14 protein-coding genes and 2 pseudogenes are annotated in these 18,824 nt (G+C 72.3%); 5 read left to right on the top strand and 11 right to left on the bottom strand.

What is annotated here, in order from left to right:
- Positions 1–69 precede the first annotated feature (69 nt).
- A complete protein-coding gene (locus JL475_RS30405; protein ID WP_202281185.1) occupies positions 70–1,716 on the bottom strand; it encodes a CDP-alcohol phosphatidyltransferase in 1,647 nt (548 codons plus the stop codon).
- 749 nt (positions 1,717–2,465) lie between these two features.
- Here JL475_RS30405 and ppdK point away from each other — a divergent pair.
- Positions 2,466–5,159 carry a pyruvate, phosphate dikinase gene (gene ppdK, locus JL475_RS30400; protein ID WP_202281183.1) on the top strand — a complete coding sequence of 898 codons (2,694 nt, stop codon included), beginning with the start codon at positions 2,466–2,468 and terminating at the stop codon, positions 5,157–5,159.
- A gap of 161 nt (positions 5,160–5,320) precedes the next feature.
- Here the strand turns inward: ppdK and JL475_RS30395 are convergent, their stop codons facing one another.
- The 4 genes from JL475_RS30395 to JL475_RS30380 form a co-directional block, all read right to left on the bottom strand.
- The gene (locus JL475_RS30395; protein ID WP_307825199.1) at positions 5,321–6,406 is read right to left on the bottom strand and encodes an SDR family oxidoreductase; all 1,086 of its coding nucleotides are present in this window, start codon (positions 6,404–6,406) and stop codon (positions 5,321–5,323) included.
- Positions 6,403–8,205 carry a thiamine pyrophosphate-requiring protein gene (locus tag JL475_RS30390; RefSeq protein ID WP_202281179.1) on the bottom strand — a complete coding sequence of 601 codons (1,803 nt, stop codon included), beginning with the start codon at positions 8,203–8,205 and terminating at the stop codon, positions 6,403–6,405. The genes JL475_RS30395 and JL475_RS30390 overlap by 4 nt, the downstream gene beginning before the upstream one ends.
- A gap of 216 nt (positions 8,206–8,421) precedes the next feature.
- Positions 8,422–8,880 (bottom strand): excalibur calcium-binding domain-containing protein, encoded by a 459-nt coding sequence (locus JL475_RS30385; RefSeq protein WP_202281178.1) that lies wholly within the window; start codon positions 8,878–8,880, stop codon positions 8,422–8,424.
- Positions 8,881–9,070: 190 nt separating this feature from the next.
- Positions 9,071–10,228, bottom strand: coding sequence for an alkaline phosphatase PhoX (locus JL475_RS30380; protein WP_202281177.1), 1,158 nt, complete (start codon positions 10,226–10,228; stop codon positions 9,071–9,073).
- Between the two features lie 203 nt (positions 10,229–10,431).
- On the opposite strand from JL475_RS30380, the gene JL475_RS30375 reads away from it, so the two are divergent.
- Positions 10,432–11,361, top strand: a complete 930-nt coding sequence (locus tag JL475_RS30375) for an oxidoreductase (RefSeq protein WP_202281176.1) — start codon at positions 10,432–10,434, stop codon at positions 11,359–11,361.
- 33 nt (positions 11,362–11,394) lie between these two features.
- Here the strand turns inward: JL475_RS30375 and JL475_RS30370 are convergent.
- A pseudogene (locus tag JL475_RS30370) lies at positions 11,395–11,549 on the bottom strand (nitrite reductase (NAD(P)H) small subunit); the annotation flags it as partial.
- Between the two features lie 373 nt (positions 11,550–11,922).
- Here JL475_RS30370 and JL475_RS30365 point away from each other — a divergent pair.
- A complete protein-coding gene (locus JL475_RS30365; RefSeq protein WP_202281175.1) occupies positions 11,923–12,705 on the top strand; it encodes a sulfite exporter TauE/SafE family protein in 783 nt (260 codons plus the stop codon).
- A 77-nt stretch (positions 12,706–12,782) separates the two neighbouring features.
- Here JL475_RS30365 and JL475_RS30360 read toward each other — a convergent pair whose 3' ends face one another.
- The 5 genes and pseudogenes from JL475_RS30360 to JL475_RS30340 form a co-directional block, all read right to left on the bottom strand.
- Positions 12,783–13,433 carry a class F sortase gene (locus JL475_RS30360; protein ID WP_202281174.1) on the bottom strand — a complete coding sequence of 217 codons (651 nt, stop codon included), beginning with the start codon at positions 13,431–13,433 and terminating at the stop codon, positions 12,783–12,785.
- 115 nt (positions 13,434–13,548) lie between these two features.
- The gene (locus JL475_RS30355; RefSeq protein ID WP_202281173.1) at positions 13,549–14,139 is read right to left on the bottom strand and encodes a hypothetical protein; all 591 of its coding nucleotides are present in this window, start codon (positions 14,137–14,139) and stop codon (positions 13,549–13,551) included.
- Between the two features lie 284 nt (positions 14,140–14,423).
- Positions 14,424–14,716: pseudogene (locus JL475_RS30350) on the bottom strand (nitrite reductase); the annotation flags it as partial.
- 121 nt (positions 14,717–14,837) lie between these two features.
- Positions 14,838–15,035, bottom strand: a complete 198-nt coding sequence (locus JL475_RS30345; protein WP_202281172.1) for a hypothetical protein — start codon at positions 15,033–15,035, stop codon at positions 14,838–14,840.
- Between the two features lie 29 nt (positions 15,036–15,064).
- Complete coding sequence (locus JL475_RS30340; RefSeq protein WP_202281171.1) at positions 15,065–15,790, bottom strand: vancomycin high temperature exclusion protein; 726 nt, start codon at positions 15,788–15,790, stop codon at positions 15,065–15,067.
- Positions 15,791–16,140: 350 nt separating this feature from the next.
- Between JL475_RS30340 and JL475_RS30335 the strand changes: the two genes are divergently transcribed.
- A complete protein-coding gene (locus JL475_RS30335) occupies positions 16,141–17,427 on the top strand; it encodes a deoxyguanosinetriphosphate triphosphohydrolase (RefSeq protein WP_202281182.1) in 1,287 nt (428 codons plus the stop codon).
- 111 nt (positions 17,428–17,538) lie between these two features.
- Positions 17,539–18,804: an NAD(P)/FAD-dependent oxidoreductase gene (locus JL475_RS30330; protein WP_202281170.1), complete on the top strand. Its 1,266-nt coding sequence runs from the start codon at positions 17,539–17,541 to the stop codon at positions 18,802–18,804.
- Positions 18,805–18,824 lie beyond the last annotated feature (20 nt).

The raw sequence follows: 18,824 nt of genomic DNA, 5'->3' as shown, positions 1-18,824 counted from the left end.
GGGACGCCCCGCACCACCGACCCGCACACTACGCCGCCGTTTTATTTACTTCCTTTGAGGAACGCAGCACTAGGGGTGCGGGACGGAGCCGTAGGCCTTCAGGAAACGGTCACGGAACGCGTCCATCTTCCACACGGGGGGGTCCTCGGCCGGCCGGAGGCCCTCCGTCCAGTTCCAGTCGGCGATCTTCTCCAGCACCTTCGGGTCCTTGGCGACGAGCGTCACCGGCACGTCCCGGCTCGCCCGCAGGCCGCTGACCCGGGCGAGGGGCTGGTGGTCGCCGAGGAAGACGAGGACGGTGTCGTCGGTGCCGTAGCGCTCCAGCCACCGGGTGAGGGCGGTCACCGAGTACGTGACCGACCTGCCGTACTCCTGACGGGACTTGGTGGCGTCCGTCATCAGGCTGCCGGGTTCCTTCCCCGCCTTCTGGATGGGGCCGAAGACGGAGCCGTCGCCGAGTTCGTCCCAGCCGACCATCTCGGGGAGGGGCGCCCAGGGCTGGTGGCTGGAGGTCAGGATGATCTCCGCCATCAGGTTCTTGCCCCGGTCGCGCTCCTTGCCGTGCTCCAGGCGCTGGAAGGCTTCGAGGGTGTACTGGTCCGGCATCGTCGACCAGCTGAACTTCGGCCCCTGGTAACCCAGTTGGAAGGCGTTGTAGACCTTCTCGAGGCCGAACCACTTCGCCTCGGGCCAGTTCTTCTGGACACCCGGCATGATGCCGACGGTGTCCCACGCCCCGGACTTCCCGAACGCCTTGGTGAGGGTGAGGCGGTCGTTCGCGGTGGCGGTGCGGTAGCGCTGCTGGTTGTCGATCCACAGGCCGGACAACGCCGTCGAGTGGCCGAGCCAGCTGCTGCCGCCGAACGTCGCCGACGTCAGCCAGCCGCTGCGGGCCCGGTACCCCGCCTTCGCGAGGGTCTCGGTGCCGGTGTCGAGGGTGCGGGTGACGCCGGGGGCGATCACCGGGTCCTCCAGGGCGGTGCGGCCGTAGCTCTCGATGAACGTGATGAGCACGTCCTTGCCGCGCAGGTCGGGCAGGAGCCCGCCGGGAGGTGTGGCCGCGAAGACGTCGGAACGCGCCACCTTCTCGAACTCCGCCTCGTCGCGCAGCGTGTCCACCACGCGCCGGGCCTGCGCCTTCGCCGCCGCGGAGGCCCGGTCCGAGGCGATCGGCGCACCGAGGACCTGCAGGCCGAGGGCGGTGCAGGTGATCCACACGGTGCCCGCGACGAGGGCGCCCCGGGCGGCCCGCGCGCGGTGCCGGGCCAGCAGCTCGCTCAGCCGGACGGCGGCCAGCGCCATCACGACCACCAGGAACAGGGCGAGGGCGACCGCGCCGACGGTGGCGGCCGTGGCGGTCGCGGGGCCCATCGAGTCCCCGACATAGGCCTGGGCGTCGTCGAGCAGCCCCCAGTCGAGGACCAGGTTGAAGCCCCGGCCCAGGTATTCGTTGAACCCGATGTCCAGCAGGTTCAGCACGGTCAGCACGGCGAGGCCGACCCCGTACAGCGCGGCCGCGACGATCCGGGGCCGGCGCGGCAGGGCGGGGAGCAGCGCGGCCCCGATGATCGCCTCGGCCGGTATCCGGGCGAACCGGTCGAGGCGCAGGGCGTCGGCGGTGTCGGGCAGCAGGAGGGCGCCGACGACCAGCAGGGCGGCGAGGACGTGCAGGGTCCGGCGGGCGGCGCGCGCGGCGCGGGGGTGCCGGTCGCGCAGAGCGGCGTAGCGGTTGCGGAAGGAGTGAAAGGCACGGAAGGCGCGGAGGGCGCGGAGGGTGCGGAGGGCTGGAGGGGTGGGGCGGGTCTCCTCCCTCTGCTTCTCGTCCCCTCGTTGCTCTTCGGTGGTCCGTGTCGGCCGGCGCAGGCGTGTGAAGACAGGCACCCGGAGGTCCTTCCGTGCAAAACCCGGTGAGGAGGCGGACCCGGCGTGGGGGTCCGGATCCGCCGCAGTTCCGTACGGGCGTGCCGACCGGTTCGTTCAACGGTCCGTCTCCCCGTGGGGACCGGAGGTACGGGAGACGTCCGCATGGTGAAATCCCGGCGACTGCGGCAGCGTGATTCTCGCCACCCTTGATAAGGGGTCCGCTCAAATGAGCGGATCATGAGTGGCTGCATTTCTCAAAGGGCGGCACCCAGTGCCACCCTTTGATCGTTCATCGAGCGAAATCAGACGTGCCGATCGTTGCTCAGGTGAGCGCGTAGAGCGCCCCAATCCGGAATCGCCACGTTCAAGAAGTGAACACATGAGGCGGCAATTTCTTGCCGAACCTTGACTTGTCTTTGACTTTTGATCCAGTGGCGGCGGAGGGGTCCCAGCCGCATGGTGGACGTGTGGACGTACCCATACGCCTTTGATCTGGGTATGTTCCTGCTCGTCAGGGCAGCCACCGCGTCCTCGAGGAGTCGAGACCCGTGTCGGAAAACAAAGATCTCCATGGAGCCCAGCAGGGCGGGAGCGTTGAGGGCGTGAAGTTCGTCTACGACTTCACCGAGGGCAACAAGGACCTCAAGGACCTGCTCGGCGGGAAAGGTGCGAACCTCGCCGAGATGACCAATCTGGGTCTTCCCGTCCCTCCCGGCTTCACCATCACCACGGAGGCCTGCAAGGTCTACCTGGACAGCGGTGAGGAGCCGGCGGCACTGCGTGACGAGGTGAGCGCGCACCTCGACGCACTCGAAGCGGCGATGGGCAAGAAGCTCGGCCAGCCCGACAACCCCCTCCTGGTGTCGGTCCGCTCCGGGGCGAAGTTCTCCATGCCCGGCATGATGGACACCGTCCTGAACATCGGCCTCTCCGACAAGTCCGTACAGGGTCTGGCCAAGCAGGCCGGCGACGACCGTTTCGCCTGGGACTCCTACCGGCGTCTCATCCAGATGTTCGGCAAGACCGTCCTCGGCGTCGACGGCGACCTCTTCGAGGACGCGCTGGAGGCGGCGAAGACGGCCAAGAAGGTCACGGTCGACACCGAGCTGGAGGCCGCCGACCTCAAGAAGCTGGTCACCAAGTTCAAGAAGATCGTCAAGACCGAGGCCGGCCGGGACTTCCCGCAGGACCCGCGCGAGCAGATGGACCTCGCCATCCACGCGGTCTTCGACTCCTGGAACACCGACCGGGCCAAGCTCTACCGCCGCCAGGAGCGCATCCCGCACGACCTGGGCACGGCCGTCAACGTCTGCTCCATGGTCTTCGGCAACCTCGGCCCGGACTCCGGCACCGGCGTGGCCTTCACCCGTGACCCCGCCTCCGGCCAGCAGGGCGTCTACGGCGACTACCTGCAGAACGCGCAGGGCGAGGACGTGGTCGCGGGCATCCGCAACACCGTGCCGCTCGCCGATCTGGAGCAGATCGACAAGAAGTCGTACGACCAGCTGATGCAGATCATGGAGACGCTGGAGAACCACTACAAGGATCTCTGCGACATCGAGTTCACCATCGAGCGCGGCCAGCTGTGGATGCTCCAGACCCGCGTCGGCAAGCGCACCGCGGGCGCGGCCTTCCGGATCGCCACCCAGCTCGTGGACCAGGGCCTGATCGACGAGGCCGAGGCGCTCACCCGCGTCACCGGCGCCCAGCTCGCCCAGCTGATGTTCCCGCGCTTCGACGACGAGGCGAAGGTCGAGAAGATCGGGCGCGGCATCGCGGCCTCGCCGGGCGCGGCGGTCGGCAAGGCGGTCTTCGACTCGTACACGGCCGTCAAGTGGTCCCGCTCCGGTGAGAAGGTCATCCTGGTCCGCCGCGAGACCAACCCCGACGACCTGGACGGCATGATCGCCGCCGAGGGCATCCTCACCTCCCGGGGCGGCAAGACCTCGCACGCCGCCGTCGTCGCCCGCGGCATGGGCAAGACCTGTGTGTGCGGCGCGGAGGAGCTGGAGGTCGACACCAAGCGCCGCCGGATGACCGTCCCCGGCGGGCACGTCGTCGAGGAAGGCGACCTGATCTCCATCGACGGCTCCACCGGCAAGGTCTACCTCGGTGAGGTACCCGTCGTGCCGTCCCCGGTCGTGGAGTACTTCGAGGGCCGGATGCACCCGGGCGCCGACGACGCCGACGAACTGGTCGAGGCGGTCCACCGGATGATGGCCTTCGCCGACCGCAAGCGCCGGCTGCGGGTGCGCGCCAACGCCGACAACGCCGAGGACGCGCTGCGCGCCCGCCGCTTCGGCGCCCAGGGCATCGGCCTGTGCCGCACCGAGCACATGTTCCTCGGCGACCGGCGCGAGCTGGTGGAGCGGCTGATCCTGGCCGACACCGAGGCCGAGCGCGAGGAGTGCCTCAAGGCGCTGCTGCCGCACCAGAAGCAGGACTTCGTCGAGCTGTTCGAGGCGATGGACGGCCTCCCGGTCACCGTCCGACTCCTCGACCCGCCGCTGCACGAGTTCCTGCCCGACATCACCGAGCTGTCGGTCCGCGTGGCCCTCGCCGAGTCCCGGCAGGAGCCGCACGAGAACGAACTGCGCCTGCTCCAGGCCGTGCACCGGCTGCACGAGCAGAACCCGATGCTGGGCCTGCGCGGAGTCCGCCTCGGCCTGGTCATCCCCGGCCTGTTCACCATGCAGGTGCGGGCCATCGCCGAGGCGGCGGCCGAGCGCCGGGCGGCCAAGGGCGACCCGCGCGCCGAGATCATGATTCCGCTGGTCGGCACGGTCCAGGAGCTGGAGATCGTCCGCGAGGAGGCCGACCAGGTCATCGCGGAGGTCGAGAAGACCACCGGCACGCGGCTGAAGCTCGCCATCGGCACGATGATCGAGCTGCCGCGCGCCGCCCTGACCGCCGGCCAGATCGCCGAGGCCGCCGAGTTCTTCTCCTTCGGCACCAACGACCTCACCCAGACGGTGTGGGGCTTCAGCCGGGACGACGTGGAGGCCAGCTTCTTCACGGCCTACCTGGAGAAGGGCATCTTCGGCGTCTCCCCGTTCGAGACGATCGACAAGGACGGCGTCGGCTCCCTGGTGAAGCTCGCCGCCGAGGCCGGCCGCGCCACCCGCCCCGGCCTCAAGCTCGGCGTCTGCGGCGAGCACGGCGGCGACCCGGAGTCGGTCCACTTCTTCCACCAGGTCGGCCTGGACTACGTCTCCTGCTCCCCGTTCCGCATCCCCGTCGCCCGCCTGGAGGCCGGCCGCGCCGCGGTCACCTCGAACGGCAGCGACCACCGCTGAGCCCTCTGGGGCGAGTCGAGCCCCGGAGCCGTCGCCTGTCACCCGACCACCCTCACCGATCGGCGACGGCTCCGGATCACGAAGGGAAACGGCGGCACCCGTGCGGGGGTGCCGCCGTTTCTCGTGCCTTCATGCCTTCATGCCTTCATGCCTTCATGCCTTCATGCCTTCATGCCTTCGGGGGAATACCGCCCCTCGGCCGCCGCCCTCCTCAGCAGCGGCGTGCCGCGCGGACGCCGAGAGCGACGACGGCCGCCCCCAGGGCGGTGGCGGGAGAGCCAGAACTGGAGGCTGCGCGGGTGGGCCTCGTCGTCGAAGACGCCGTGCGCGCCGTAGTCGGCCGGAGCGGTGTCGTCCGGCGGCTTCCAGAGGTTGACCGGCCGCGACGGATCGACGGGCCGGTCCGTCTGCTGCGCGTCGTAACCGGTCCGGGCCAGGTAGCGGTCCAGCAGCCCGGGGGCGAGTTTCTGCCCGAGCAGGGTGGCGACGGTGGACCCGCCGACCCAGTACTCGCGCCGCTCCGGATGGTCCGCGGCGTACAGGACCGCCTCGGCGGCGACCTCGGGCTGGTAGACGGGTGCCACGGGGCGCGGGTGCCGGGGCAGCCGGGTGAGGACCCAGCTGAACTGGGGCGTGTTGAGCCCGGGCATCTGGACCATGGTCACCCGCACCCCGCTGCGGTCGTGCAGCAGCTCGCAGCGCAGCGACTCGGTGAACCCCTGGATGGCGTGCTTGGCCCCGCAGTACACCGCCTGGAGCGGGACGCTGCGCCGGGCCAGGGCCGAACCGACCTGGACGATGGTGCCGCGATCGCGCGGCGTCATGTGCCGCAGGGCGGCCCGGGTGCCGTGCACGAAACCGAAGTAGGTCACCTCCGTGGCCCGCTTCAGCTCCTCCGGCCGGACCTCCTGGACGGGGGCGAAGACCGTCGTGAAGGCGGCGTTCACCCAGACGCCGATCGGCCCGAGTTCCTCCTCCACCCGGGCCGCGGCGGCGTCCACGGCCTGAGCGTCGGCGACGTCCACGACCAGGGGCAGTGCGCGTCCGCCCGCCTGCCGCACCTCGTCGGCCGCCCGCTGAAGGGCGTACTCGCCCCGCGCGAGCAGGGCCACGGAGCTTCCGCGCGCGCCGAAGGCCCGGGCGGTGGCCCGGCCGACCCCGCCGCTCGCCCCGGTGACGACCACGACCTCCCCGCCGCCCGTCCGGCGGCGGGGTCCACCGCGCGGGGTCCGCTGCGCGGCGCTCACTTCTTCCCCCGGCCTGGGAGGTGCTCGGCGTAGTCGGTGAGCTTCTGGCGTACGCCCTTGGTGGCGATGCCGGTGAGTTCCGGGTCGTGCAGCGCCGCCTTGGCCGCCTTCTTGGCCTGGGTCTTCATGATGTGCGGCGGGATCGGTGCGATCTCCGCGTCGACCTTGAACTCCAGGACCACGGGCCGGTCGGCGGCGAGCGCCTCGTCCCAGGCGGCACCGACCTTCTTGGGGCGGGTGCAGACGATGCCCTTGAGGCCGAGGAGTTCGGCGTAGGCGGCGTAGGGGACGTCGGGGATGGTCTGGGAGCCCGGGTACTTCGGGTCGCCGGCCATGGCGCGCTGCTCCCAGGTGACCTGGTTGAGGTCCTGGTTGTTGAACACGCAGAAGATCAGCGGGGCCGGTCCGGACAGGCGGTCCAGGTACCGCTTGACGGTGATCATCTCGTTCATGCCGTTCATCTGGAACGCGCCGTCCCCGATGAAGGCGATCACCGGCCGGTCCGGGTACGCGAAGCGCGCCGCGATCGCGTACGGCGTCCCCGGGCCCATGGTCGCCAGCGTGCCGGACAGCGAGGCCCGCATGCCGTCGCGGAGCTTGAGGTGGCGTGCCCACCAGTTGGTGCCCGAGCCGGAGTCGGCGGTCAGGATGGCGCCGTCCGGCAGCCGCGGCGAGAGTTCGGCGGCGACGGACTGGGGGTTGATGGTGTCGCCGAAGTGCTGGGCGGCCCACCGCTCGCACAGGTCGTTCCACTCGACGACGTCCTTCTCGATCTTCTTCCGCCAGGAGCGGTCCTCCTTGCGCCGGAGCAGGGGGATCAGGGCGCGCAGGGTCTCCTTGGAGTCGCCCACGAGGTGGGCGTCCATGGGGTAGCGGATGCCGATCATGCGGCCGTCGATGTCGATCTCCACGCCCCGGGCCTGCCCTTCGTCCGGCAGCCACTCCGCGTACGGGAAGCTGCTGCCGATCATGAACAGGGTGTCGCAGCCCTGGATCATGTTGTCGCTGGCCTTGCTGCCCAGCAGCCCGATGGGGCCGGTCACGAACGGCAGGTCGTCCGGCAGCACCTCACGCCCCAGCAGGGCCTTGGCCACGCCGGCGCCCAGCAGCTCCGCGGCCTCCACGACCTCGCTCTCGGCCTCCGCCGCGCCCTGGCCGACCAGCATGGCGACCTTCTTGCCGGAGTTGAGGACGTCGGCGGCCTTGCGCAGCTCCCCGGGGTCGGGGAGGACCCGGGGCCGGCTCCAGCCGACGCTGGAGAAGACCGAGCCGTGCGCCTTCGGCGGGGAGGGCATGGCGTCCTCCTCCTGCACGTCGTTCGGGATGATGATCGTGGCGACGCCCCGGGTGGTCAGCGCCGTCTTGAAGGCGCGGTCGATCACGTGCCGGACCTGGCCCGGGTGCACGACCATCTGGCAGAACTCCGAAACGTCCGCGAACAGTTGGTCGAGCGCGATCTCCTGCTGGTAGTGGGTGCCCAGCGACAGCAGCTTCTGCTGGCCGACCACCGCCACCACCGGCTGGTGGTCGAGCTTGGCGTCGTACAGACCGTTGAGCAGGTGCACCGCGCCCGGACCGGAGGTCGCCGTGCAGCAGCCGACCTCACCGGTGAACTTCGCGTGCGCGCAGGCCATGAACGCGGCCATCTCCTCGTGCCGCGCCTGGATGAACTCCGGGTCGCCGTCGGCCCGGTCGAACGCGCCGAGCAGACCGTTGATGCCGTCACCCGGATAGCCGTACACCCGCTTCACGCCCCACTCGGACAGGCGCTGGAGCACGTAGTCGGCGACTTGAGTCATGGGGGCTCTCCTGGGAGGGATGGAAGGCACTTTTGGAGTGCCTTCCCCGAAAGCCGGTGAACCGGGCGGCACTCACCCGTTCGGCCATCCACGGCAGCCGTGTGCGCACGGCCGGGGGAGACGCCCGCGGTGGTCGGACTCTCGTTCTGTTCGGAGCCCTGAGGACGCCGACGCGGCGGCGCCCCGGGCGGGGAGCCGCCGCGTCGAGGCTTCGGGTCAGTTCGTGCTGCGGCGCCTGCGGGAGGCGAGCAGGACGGCGCCGCCCGCGAGGACGACGGCCGCGCCGCCGGCCGCGAGGTACGGGGTGGCGCTGTTGCCGCCGGTCTCGGCGAGGTCGGTGCCGCCGCCCTTTTCGGTGGTGCCCTTGTCGCCGGCGTCGGAGCCGGTGGTGCCGTCGTCGTGCGAACCGCCGCCCTTGTCGTCGGCGGGGACGAAGCCCGCGGGCGCCTTGTCACAGCCGACGCCGTCGCCGTCGCGGTCCAGGTGCTTGCCGTAGTGCTCGTCGCCCACCTCGATGTCGGAGTACCCGGCGTCGTACGCCTCGGTGCAGTTCTTGAACGGGTGACTGCCCTCGTGGGCCGCGGCGGTGGTGACGGGCAGTGTGGCCAGTGCGAGCGCGGCGACGGTCACGGCGGCGGACTTGCAGGACAGGTTCACGGGGAAACTCCCAGCCATGTGCGGATATCCAGCAGCATGCCCCTGTCCGGGGCGGTCTGCCGGGTGTGAGCTGCCGACGGTAGGGGAGTGACCGGGGGAGGGTGTGGAGGTTTCGTGGACCCGTGACGCGAACGTGACGTGACCGGACGGTAGCTCTCCGCTCGTGCGGGCGCGTGCTGTGCACCGCGCCCGCACGGGCGGGAAGTGGCTAGGCGCGGAACGGGCCCTTCACCTCGTAGGTGATGCCGCCGGACGAACTGCCGCTCGTGCCGCGCTGGCTGGAGAAGTACAGGCGGGTGCCGTCCGGGGAGAAGGCCGGGCCGGTGATCTCCGAGCCGGACTGGCCGTCCACCCGGAGGAAGGGGGCCACGACGTCCTCGGGGGTGATCACGCAGATCTCCATGTTGCCGCCGTCCTCGGCCACGAAGAGGTCGCCCGAGGAGGAACCGGTGACGTTGTCGACGCCGGTCAGGGGAGCGGCGCCGCCCGGCACCAGGGAGTCGTCGTAGGCGAGTTCGATGGTCTGGGCGGACGCGTTGTACTGCCAGACGCGGTTGTCGCCCTTGGTGGTGAACCAGCAGGTGTCGTTCGCGTAGTGGCAGCCCTCGCCGCCGTTGAAGCGCTTGGCGCCGGAGACCTGGTTGCGGGTGGCGGTGGCGCCGGAGGGGTCGGGGACCCGCGCCCAGCCCACCGGGCCGCTGGTGCCGCTGCCCCCCACCAGTACCTCCAGCGTGCCGGAGGACAGGTCGCCCCACGTCGTCGGCCGGAAGCGGTAGAAGCAGCCGTCCGAGACGTCCTCGGTCAGGTAGACGACCCCGCGGACCGGGTCGGCGGCCGCCGCCTCGTGCTTGAAGCGGCCCATCGCGTCCCGGCGCACCGCCGCCTTCGTCCCCCACGGGTCGGTCTCGTAGACGTAGCCGCGGTCCACCTCCTCGCAGGACAGCCAGGTGTTCCACGGGGTGCTGCCGCCCGCGCAGTTCTGCCGGGTGCCGGACAGGATGCGGTACGCGCCCGTGACGGCGCCGGTGGCCGAGAAACGCACCGCGCCCGCGCCGCCGGACGGGTTGATCTCCGAGTTGGAGACGTAGATCCAGCCGCTGCCGTCCGCGTAACAGGCGCCGCCGTCAGGGGCGTTGTGCCAGGTGTACGAGGTGCCCGGGACCTGCTGGCCGGAACGGGCGATCACCCTGCTGGTGAACCCGGCCGGCAGCCGGATCCCGTTGGCGTCCGCCGTGCCGAGCGCACCGTACGGGCCCGTGCCGGGCTGGGCGGGCGCCGCGTACGCGGCGCTGTGCCAGAGTGCGCCGCCGAGGACCGCGCCGGTGCCGCCCATGGCGCTCGCGCGAAGGAAGGTACGACGTTCCATTGCCGCTCCCAGAGGTGTCGTGAACCGTCCTGCCGCCGGTCGGCGGCGGGGCCGTGCGGTGGGGAACCTAGGCGCATGGAATGAACATGCCATGGACGGGATCGTGCGGGGGGATGACCGGCTGCCGCGCGGCGGATGCCCGGCTCTCGTAGGCTGACCGCGGTGGTCCGTACAGGTGCGACGGTGGCGGAGGGAGTCCGGTCGTGTCCGGATGGAACGCGAACGACATTCCCGATCAGAGAGGGCGCCTGGCCGTCATCACCGGGGCCAACAGCGGGCTCGGTCTCGTCGCGGCGAGGGAACTGGCCCGTGCGGGGGCACGGGTGGTGCTCGCCTGCCGGAGCGAGGCGCGCGGCCGGGACGCCCTGAACCTGTTGCGCGGCGAGGTGCCGGGCGCCGAGGCCGAGGTGCGGCGACTGGACCTCGGGGACCTGGCCTCCGTACGGGAGTTCGCGACCGCCCTTTCGGACGAGCGGGTCGATCTGCTGCTCAACAACGCCGGGGTGATGGCGCTGCCCCACGGGACGACCGCGGACGGGTTCGAGACCCAGTTCGGGGTCAATCACCTGGGGCACTTCGCCCTCACCGGACTGCTGTTGCCGACGCTGCTCGCGGCGCCGGGCGCGCGGATCGTGACCGTGTCCAGCATGGCCCACGCGATGGCCAACATCGATGCGCGCGATCTCAACAGTGAAAGTGGCTACCGGCGTTGGGTCGCCTACGCCCGCTCCAAGTCGGCCAACCTGCTCTTCACGCACGAACTGGCCCGCAGACTGGCGGCACACGGCAGTGACGTGGTGGCGGCGGCCGCTCATCCCGGGTACGCGGCCACCAACCTCCAGATCGCGGGGCCGCGGGCCGAGGGACGCCGGACAGCCGAGCGGGTGATGCGGCTCGGCAACCGGATCGTCGCCCAGTCCGCCGAGGCCGGTGCGTTGCCCCTGCTGTACGCCGCGACCAGGCCCGGCATACGCCCCGATGCGTTCATCGGCCCCTCCTTCGCCCTGTGGCGCGGGGCGCCCGCACCGTCCTGGCGGGCACCCTGGACCCTCGACGACGCGATGGGGGAGCGGCTTTGGGCTGCCTCGGAGGAGCTGACGGGGGTGACGTACGAGGTGTCCGGTGTCCGGTGAGCCCCCGGGCCCCGACGGGCCCGTCCCGCCAGGTCAGGCTGCTTTCACCTGATGGGCCGTGACCCGGACCGTGTCGTCGTCCAGGCACCGGCCCGTCTTGAGGTCGAAGCGCTGCTTCAGGAGGGGGAGGCGGCGAAGGGGCGGCCGCGATGGGTGCCGGTCAGGCCGCGGGAGAGGACCGCCGCGCCGGCGCAGCGGACGCCGGTGTACCCGGCGAGCAGCGCGGCGAGCGCGTCGGCCTGTTCCAGGGCCGGGGCGGCGACCCCGTACACCGTGCCGGCGCGCTGCACGCAGTCGCCGATCAGCGTCACCGGCGTGCCGAGCTCGCCGAGCCGCCGGGCGAGACGTACGCCCGCGAGGCCGGCGTCGATCACCACCACACGCTCGTCCGAGGTCATGCCCCCGAGACCGCGGTGCGGGTGTCACCCGGTGACATCACCTCTGTTTCCCGCGCGGAACGCTGCCCTCAGCGGGGGCGAGGGGCGGGTGTGAGGAGGCTCAACCTCAGGAAACGCTCATCTCGATGGACGGCGCAACTATCCGGTCCATAGGGTCACGGCCATGCCCGACATCTCGCTGACCACCGTCGTCCTCCTCTGCCTCGCGGCGCTCGCCGCCGGCTGGATCGACGCCGTGGTCGGTGGCGGCGGACTGCTGCTCCTGCCGGCCCTGCTGCTGGGCCTGCCCGCCGGCACCCCGGCCGCGCACGCGCTGGGCACCAACAAGGCGGTCGCCATCGTCGGCACCACGGGCGCGGCGATCACCTACGCGCGCAAGGCCCCGGTGGACGTCCGTACCGCCGTACGCATCGGTCTCGCCGCCCTCGCCGGGTCGTCGGGCGGCGCCTTCCTCGCCGCCGGGATGAGCACCGAGGTCCTCAAACCGGTGATCATGGTGGTGCTGCTCGCCGTGGCCGCCTTCGTCATCCTCCGTCCGTCCTTCGGCACCGCGCCCGCCCCCGGCCCGGTCTCGCGCCGCCGCGTCCTCGCCGCGATCGGCTTCGGCGGCCTGGGCATCGGCTTCTACGACGGTCTCATCGGCCCCGGCACCGGCACGTTCCTCGTCCTGGCGCTCACCGCGCTGCTCCACCTCGACCTCGTCACCGCCTCCGCCACCGCGAAGATCGTCAACTGCTGCACCAACGCGGGCGCGCTGGCGATGTTCGCCTGGCAGGGCGCGGTGCTGTGGCAGCTGGCGGCCCTGATGGCCGTGTTCAACCTCGCGGGCGGCACGCTCGGCGCCCACACGGCCCTGAAGAAGGGCAGCGGCTTCGTCCGCGTCGTCCTGCTGACGGTCGTCTTCGCCCTGGTGGCGAACATGGCGTACGAACAGTGGCTGGCCTGAGGCCGCAGGGCCGCGGAACTTCAGACGGGCCGCGGAACTTCAGGCAGGGGGCCACGCGCGTCGCGCCCCGGCGTGCGTCAGTGGCCGCGGCTGCCCGTCAGGTGGGCGTAGACGACGACGTTGCCCCGGTAGCCGGTACCGCGTGACCAGCCGCCGCCGCAGGTGATGATCCGCAGTTCGGGCCGCTTCGCCGCGCCGTAGACCTGCTCGTCGGGGAAGTCCCTCGCGTCGTACACCTCCACGGCGTGCACCGTGAACACGGCGGTGCGGCCGTCCTGCCGGTCCACCTCGACGGTGCTGCCCTTGTGCAGGGCGCCCAGGGAGTAGAAGACGGCGGGGCCGTCGGCGTTGTCGACATGGCCCGCGACGATCGCGGTGCCCCGCTCGCCGGGCGTGGTGCCGGCCTCGTACCAGCCGGCCAGGTTCCTCCGCTCGGGCGGCGGCACGTCGAGGCTGCCGGTGCCGGTCAGCGAGAGGCCCGTCAGCGGCGCGTCCACGTCGATCGAGGGTATGCGGACCCTGTCCGGCGGGGAGGGCGGCAGCGCGGCGGGGCGGCCGGAGACGAGACCGACGCGCCCGGAGTGGGCCTGGGCGGCGGACGGCTGGGGCGGGGCGGGCGTCTCGGCCGCGTCGCGCAGCAGCCACAGCCCGCAGCACAGGGCGAAGACGCTCACGGAGGCTATGGCCGTGCTGCTCGGGCCGCCGGCCCGGCCGAACCTGTCGGGCATCGTGGACTGATCTCCTCGGAGTCGGCCCCGTGCCCCCCTCCGGGCCGCGAGGGGCGTCGGACCCGGAGGGGGAGGGGACATGCGGTACCGGTGGACGGGCAGCGGAGGGTGCCCGTCAGATCCCGTCGCCTCTCGCCCGGCGATGCAGGAGCCAGGTACCGCCCGCGGCGGCGACGGCGAGCGCCGCCACGCCGGCCGCGGTCTGTACGGGGTCGGCGCCCAGGGCACTGCCGACCCCCGTCTTCACACTTCCGTGCGGATACACCTGCTGGGCCGCGGACCTCAGTCTGACCACCAGGTCTCCGGTCACCCGCTGCCCGCCGGCGGAGCATTTCGCGACGATCTCGTACGTCCCCGGCTGCGCGCCCGGCGGCACCCGGAACCGGCCGATCGAGCCCCGCTCGTGCGCGCTCGGCGTCAGGGTGAAACGGCCGGCGCCCACGGCGGTGGCGTCCCCCGCGACCGTGTCGCGGTCCCCGCACGCCGCGGTGTTCACCGTCACCTGCGCGCCGGCCACGACCGAGGACGGGTACACCTCCAGGTCCCCGGACGCCGTGCCGTGGGAGTGCCCCGCCGGGGCGGCGTCCGCCTCCCCGGCGTACCCGGCGGGGGCGACGAGCAGCCCCACGGCGGCCAGAGCGAGCGCGGAGCCGGCCAGACCGGCCACACCGGGCAGGCAGGTCGGCAACCGGGCGATACCTCGCATCGATGCTCCCTCGAGCTCACGCAGGGGTCACGCCCGCAGCACCCCCATGTGCCGCCGTCAGTCGCGTCCCTGCCTGTCCGAGGTAAGTGCCACCGGGCACGGCGCGCTTCCTGAAGGAAGGTCAGGAATGCGGTGAACGGGTGTCGGGCCCGCCCGGCCGGGCCCTGCCCGCCTGCTGTTCCGGCAGGTCACCGACGTACGGTGACCCCGTCCGGGGGAAAGAAGCCGAAAGGCGCACCGCGCGCCTGTGAACGGGTGACCCGCTCACGGCGTCACCGCCTCCACCCGTACTCCGCACGCGCCCGCCCCGGCCCCTCGGAGACCCGCTCCAGCGCCTCCTCCCAGGAGGCCCCGGCACCAGCACACCCCCCTCGGACCGCACCAGCGGCGAGGCCGGCCGCACGCTCGACGACAGCACGGCGGGCGCCGTACGCCCCTTCCCGCACAGCGCCCCCCGGTTCACCGGAAAGTCCGCCCGCTCCCGCACCTCGACGGTCCCGGCCGCACCGGGCACCAGATTCATCCCGCACTGCAGCGCGCAGTACGGGCAGTGCGCGGGCGTCCCGGAACTCTCCATACCGCCCACCCCCTGCGCCCTCCGTGTTACGCCCCGCACCGCCCCCGGTCACACACCGGGTACGGCGACCTCCCCGAGACCGGGGGCGCGCGGTGAGACCGAGGGCGCGGGTGTCATCCGTTCAGACACGGCGGTCGGCGCCGGGCGTCCCGAAGATCCGGAAGCGAGCCTCGGCCGGCTCTTCCTCGGTGAAGGAGCCGTGCTCTTCCCGATGACGCACCAGGTCAGTGCCGAGCAACTGGTGTCGCAGTCGACGAGCCACCGCTTCGGCGAGTTGCTCGGTCGGAAGCGTCACCGTGATCCGCGCCGTGTCCGTCATGGCGTGGGCCTACGGCGACATGCGCGCCGTCAGTCCGCGGTTTTCGGGGCGTGGATGTCCGCCAGGGCCCGCTCCACCCCGGCCTCCTCCGGCCCGAGGAAGTACGGGTCCGGGCGGAACGCCGCGTCCGCCGCCGCCTTGCCCGCGGCGAAGATCTCCCGGACGCCCCCGTAGTACCAGGTGAGGTCGTGCCGGTCGTCGACCCCGACGCCGTACGAGGAGACTCCGGCCGCCCGGCACAGCGTGACCGCGCGGCGGATGTGGAAGCCCTGGCTGATCAGCACGGCCCGGTCCACGCCGAAGATCTTCTTCGCGCGGACGCAGGAGTCCCAGGTGTCGAAGCCCGCGTAGTCGCTGACGATCCGTGCGTCGGGCACGCCGTGCCGGGTCAGATAGGCGCGCATCGCGTCCGGCTCGTCGTACTCCTCACGGCTGTTGTCGCCGGTGACCAGGACCACCTCGATCCGGCCCGTCCGGTACAGCTCGGCCGCCGCGTTCAGCCGGCGGGCGAGATACGGCGACGGCTCCCCGTCCCACAGGCCCGCGCCGAAGACCACGGCGACGTCCGTGCGGGGCACGTCGGCGGTGGTGCGCAGCCGGCCGTCCGCGGCCGTGTGCATCCAGGTCGCCGGCAGCAGTGCCAGGACGCACGCCGCCATCCCCGCCTGCACCAGCCGCCGCCGCCCGGTACGGGTGCGCGGCAGGCGCGGTCGGCGGAACCCGCGGGTCCTCACACGGCGCAACAGGTCAAGCATCGGACGGCACCCTCCCCGGTCGGTCCTCGACCTCGGAGACGCATCGGCGCGCCCTCCGGTTCAGTCGCGCCCCGTGATCGGTTTCACGGTGGGCGAGGGAGGGGGAGCAGCGGCTCGAACGGGCTCACGCCGTGTGCGGGCCGTGCCATGGCCCTTCTCCTCCACTGCCACGACCAGGCCCGGACGGCCCCCGCCCCCGCGCCGACGAGCCTGCCCCCGGCTGCCCGACGCCGTACGGGCGTGCCCGGGCTGTCGTGCCCGCTGTCACCGCGTGGCCGTAGTGTCGAAACATGGCAGGCACCGGCACCCCCGTCCCCACCGACCCCGCAGCGCAGGAACAGACGCAGGAGATGGCGCAGGAGCGGCGGAACCACACCCCGCCCCCCGGCTACGCCCCGGCCTCGGTCGCCCGCTGGGCCGCCGAACCCGACAAGCGCCCCGGGCGTACCGCCTTCCAGCGCGACCGCGCACGCGTGCTGCACTCCGCGGCCCTGCGCCGCCTGGCCGGCAAGACCCAGGTCGTCACCCCCGGAGCGGCCAGTCCGGTCTGGGACGCCAGTCCCCGCACCCGCCTCACCCACTCCCTCGAGTGCGCCCAGGTGGGCCGCGAGCTCGGTGCCGCCCTCGGCTGCGACCCGGACCTCGTGGAGGCCGCCTGCCTCTCCCACGACCTGGGCCACCCGCCCTTCGGCCACAACGGCGAACAGGCGCTGAACGAGTTCGCCGAGGACTGCGGAGGCTTCGAGGGCAACGCCCAGTCGCTCCGCCTCCTCACCCGCATCGAACCCAAACGGTTCACCCCCGAAGGCTCCGTCGGCCTCAACCTCACCCGCGCCGCCCTCGACGCCGCCACCAAGTACCCCTGGCCCCGAGGGAGCCACCCCGCCGACCCGGCCTCCCCGAAGTTCGGCGTCTACGAGGACGACCGCCCCGTCTTCGACTGGATCCGCGAGGACGCCCCCGAAGGCCGCGTCTGCTTCGAGGCCCAGGTCATGGACTGGGCCGACGACGTGGCCTACTCGGTGCACGACGTGGAGGACGGCCTGCACGCCGGCCACATCGACCCCAACCTCCTGCACGCCGAGCCCGAGCGGCAGGCGGTCTTCGCCGTCGCCGTCGGCCGCTACACCGACCCCGGCACCGACCCGGAGGAACTCGCCGAGGCCCTCGACCGGCTCCTCGCCCAGGAGTGGTGGCCGCACGGCTACGACGGCACCGCGGTCGCCCAGGCTCGCCTCAAGGACGCCACCAGCCAGCTCATCGGCCGCTTCTGCCTCGCCGCCGAGGGCGCCACCCGGCAGCGGTTCGGCAGCGGCCGCCTCACCCGCTACGGAGCCGAGCTCGTCGTTCCCAGGGGGACCCGGATGGAGTGCGCCGTCCTCAAGGCGGTGGCCGACCGGTACGTCATGCAGCGCGCCGAGCAGGAACTGCTCCGCGCCGACCAGCGGGTCGTCGTCGCCGAACTGGCCGAGGCGCTCACCGCCCGCGCCCCCGACGGCCTGGACCCGCAGTTCCGCACGCTGTTCGCGCGGGCCCCGGACGACCGCGCCCGCAAACGGGTGATCGTCGACCAGATCGCGTCCCTCACCGACGCCTCGGCCCGCTCGCTTCACACCCGTCTGACGGGGCAGGGTTGAGGAGGAGCCCGAAGGTGGCCGTCCGTGGCCTGATCGGGTCACTCCCCCTTCCCGCACCACCCGGTGTGCGGGACGCTCACAGGTGGCGGCACCCTGAAGAGGAGGCATCACGTGGTCGACGCGGATCAGACATTCGTCATCGTCGGAGGCGGACTGGCCGGCGCGAAAGCGGCCGAAACGCTGCGAACGGAGGGCTTCACCGGCCGTGTCCTGCTGATCTGCGACGAGCGCGACCACCCGTACGAGCGGCCGCCCCTGTCCAAGGGCTACCTCCTCGGCAAGGAGGAACGCGACAGCGTCTTCGTGCACGAGCCCGCCTGGTACGCGCGCCACGACGTCGAGCTGCACCTCGGCCAGACCGTCGACGCCGTCGACCGCGCCGCGAAGACCGTCCGCTTCGGTGAGGACGGCACCACCGTCCGCTACGACAAACTGCTGCTGGCCAACGGCGCCGAGCCCCGCCGCCTGGACATCCCGGGCACCGGCCTGGCCGGCGTCCACCACCTGCGCCGCCTCGCGCACGCCGAACGCCTCAAGGGCGTCCTGGCCTCCCTCGGCCGTGACAACGGCCACCTGGTGATCGCCGGCGGCGGCTGGATCGGCCTGGAGGTCGCGGCGGCGGCCCGTGAGTACGGCGCGGAGGTCACCGTCGTGCACCGTGGGCAGACCCCGCTGCACTCGGTCCTCGGCCCCGAGCTCGGCCAGCTCTTCGCCGACCTGCACAGCGAGCACGGCGTCCGCTTCCACTTCGGCGCCACCCTCACCGAGATCACCGGGCAGGACGGCATGGTCCTCGCCGCCCGCACCGACGACGGCGAGGAGCACCCGGCGCACGCCGTCCTCGCGGCGATCGGCGCCGCCCCGCGCACCGGCCTCGCCCAGGCGGCGGGCCTGGAGATCGCCGACCGCGCGGACGGCGGCGGCATCCTGGTCGACGAGCGGCTGCGCACCTCCGACCCGGACATCCACGCGGCCGGTGACGTCGCCTCCTTCCCGCACGCCCTGTTCGGCACCCGGATGCGCGTCGAGCACTGGGCCAACGCCCGGGGCGGCGGCCCGGCCGCGGCCCGCGCGATGCTCGGCCGGGAGGTCACGTACGACAGGGTGCCGTACTTCTTCACCGACCAGTACGACCTGGGGATGGAGTACTCCGGCTGGGCACCGGCGGGCTCCTACGACCAGGTCGTGCTCCGGGGCGACTCGGGCAAGCGGGAGTTCATCGCGTTCTGGGTGAGGGAGGGCAGGGTCCTGGCCGGGATGAACGTCAACGTGTGGGACGTCACGGACCCGATCCAGCGGCTGATCCGCTCCCGGACCCCGGTGGACACGGACGCCCTGGCCGACCCGCACGTCCCGCTGGAAAGCCTCGCCCCCTGACCGGGGCGGACGCCTCGGAA

Source organism: Streptomyces sp. M2CJ-2 (assembly GCF_016757295.1).
Classification (GTDB): Bacteria; Actinomycetota; Actinomycetes; order Streptomycetales; family Streptomycetaceae; genus Streptomyces.
The sequence above is the reverse complement of the archived record's forward strand: the minus strand, read 5'-3'. Positions and strand labels throughout refer to the sequence as shown.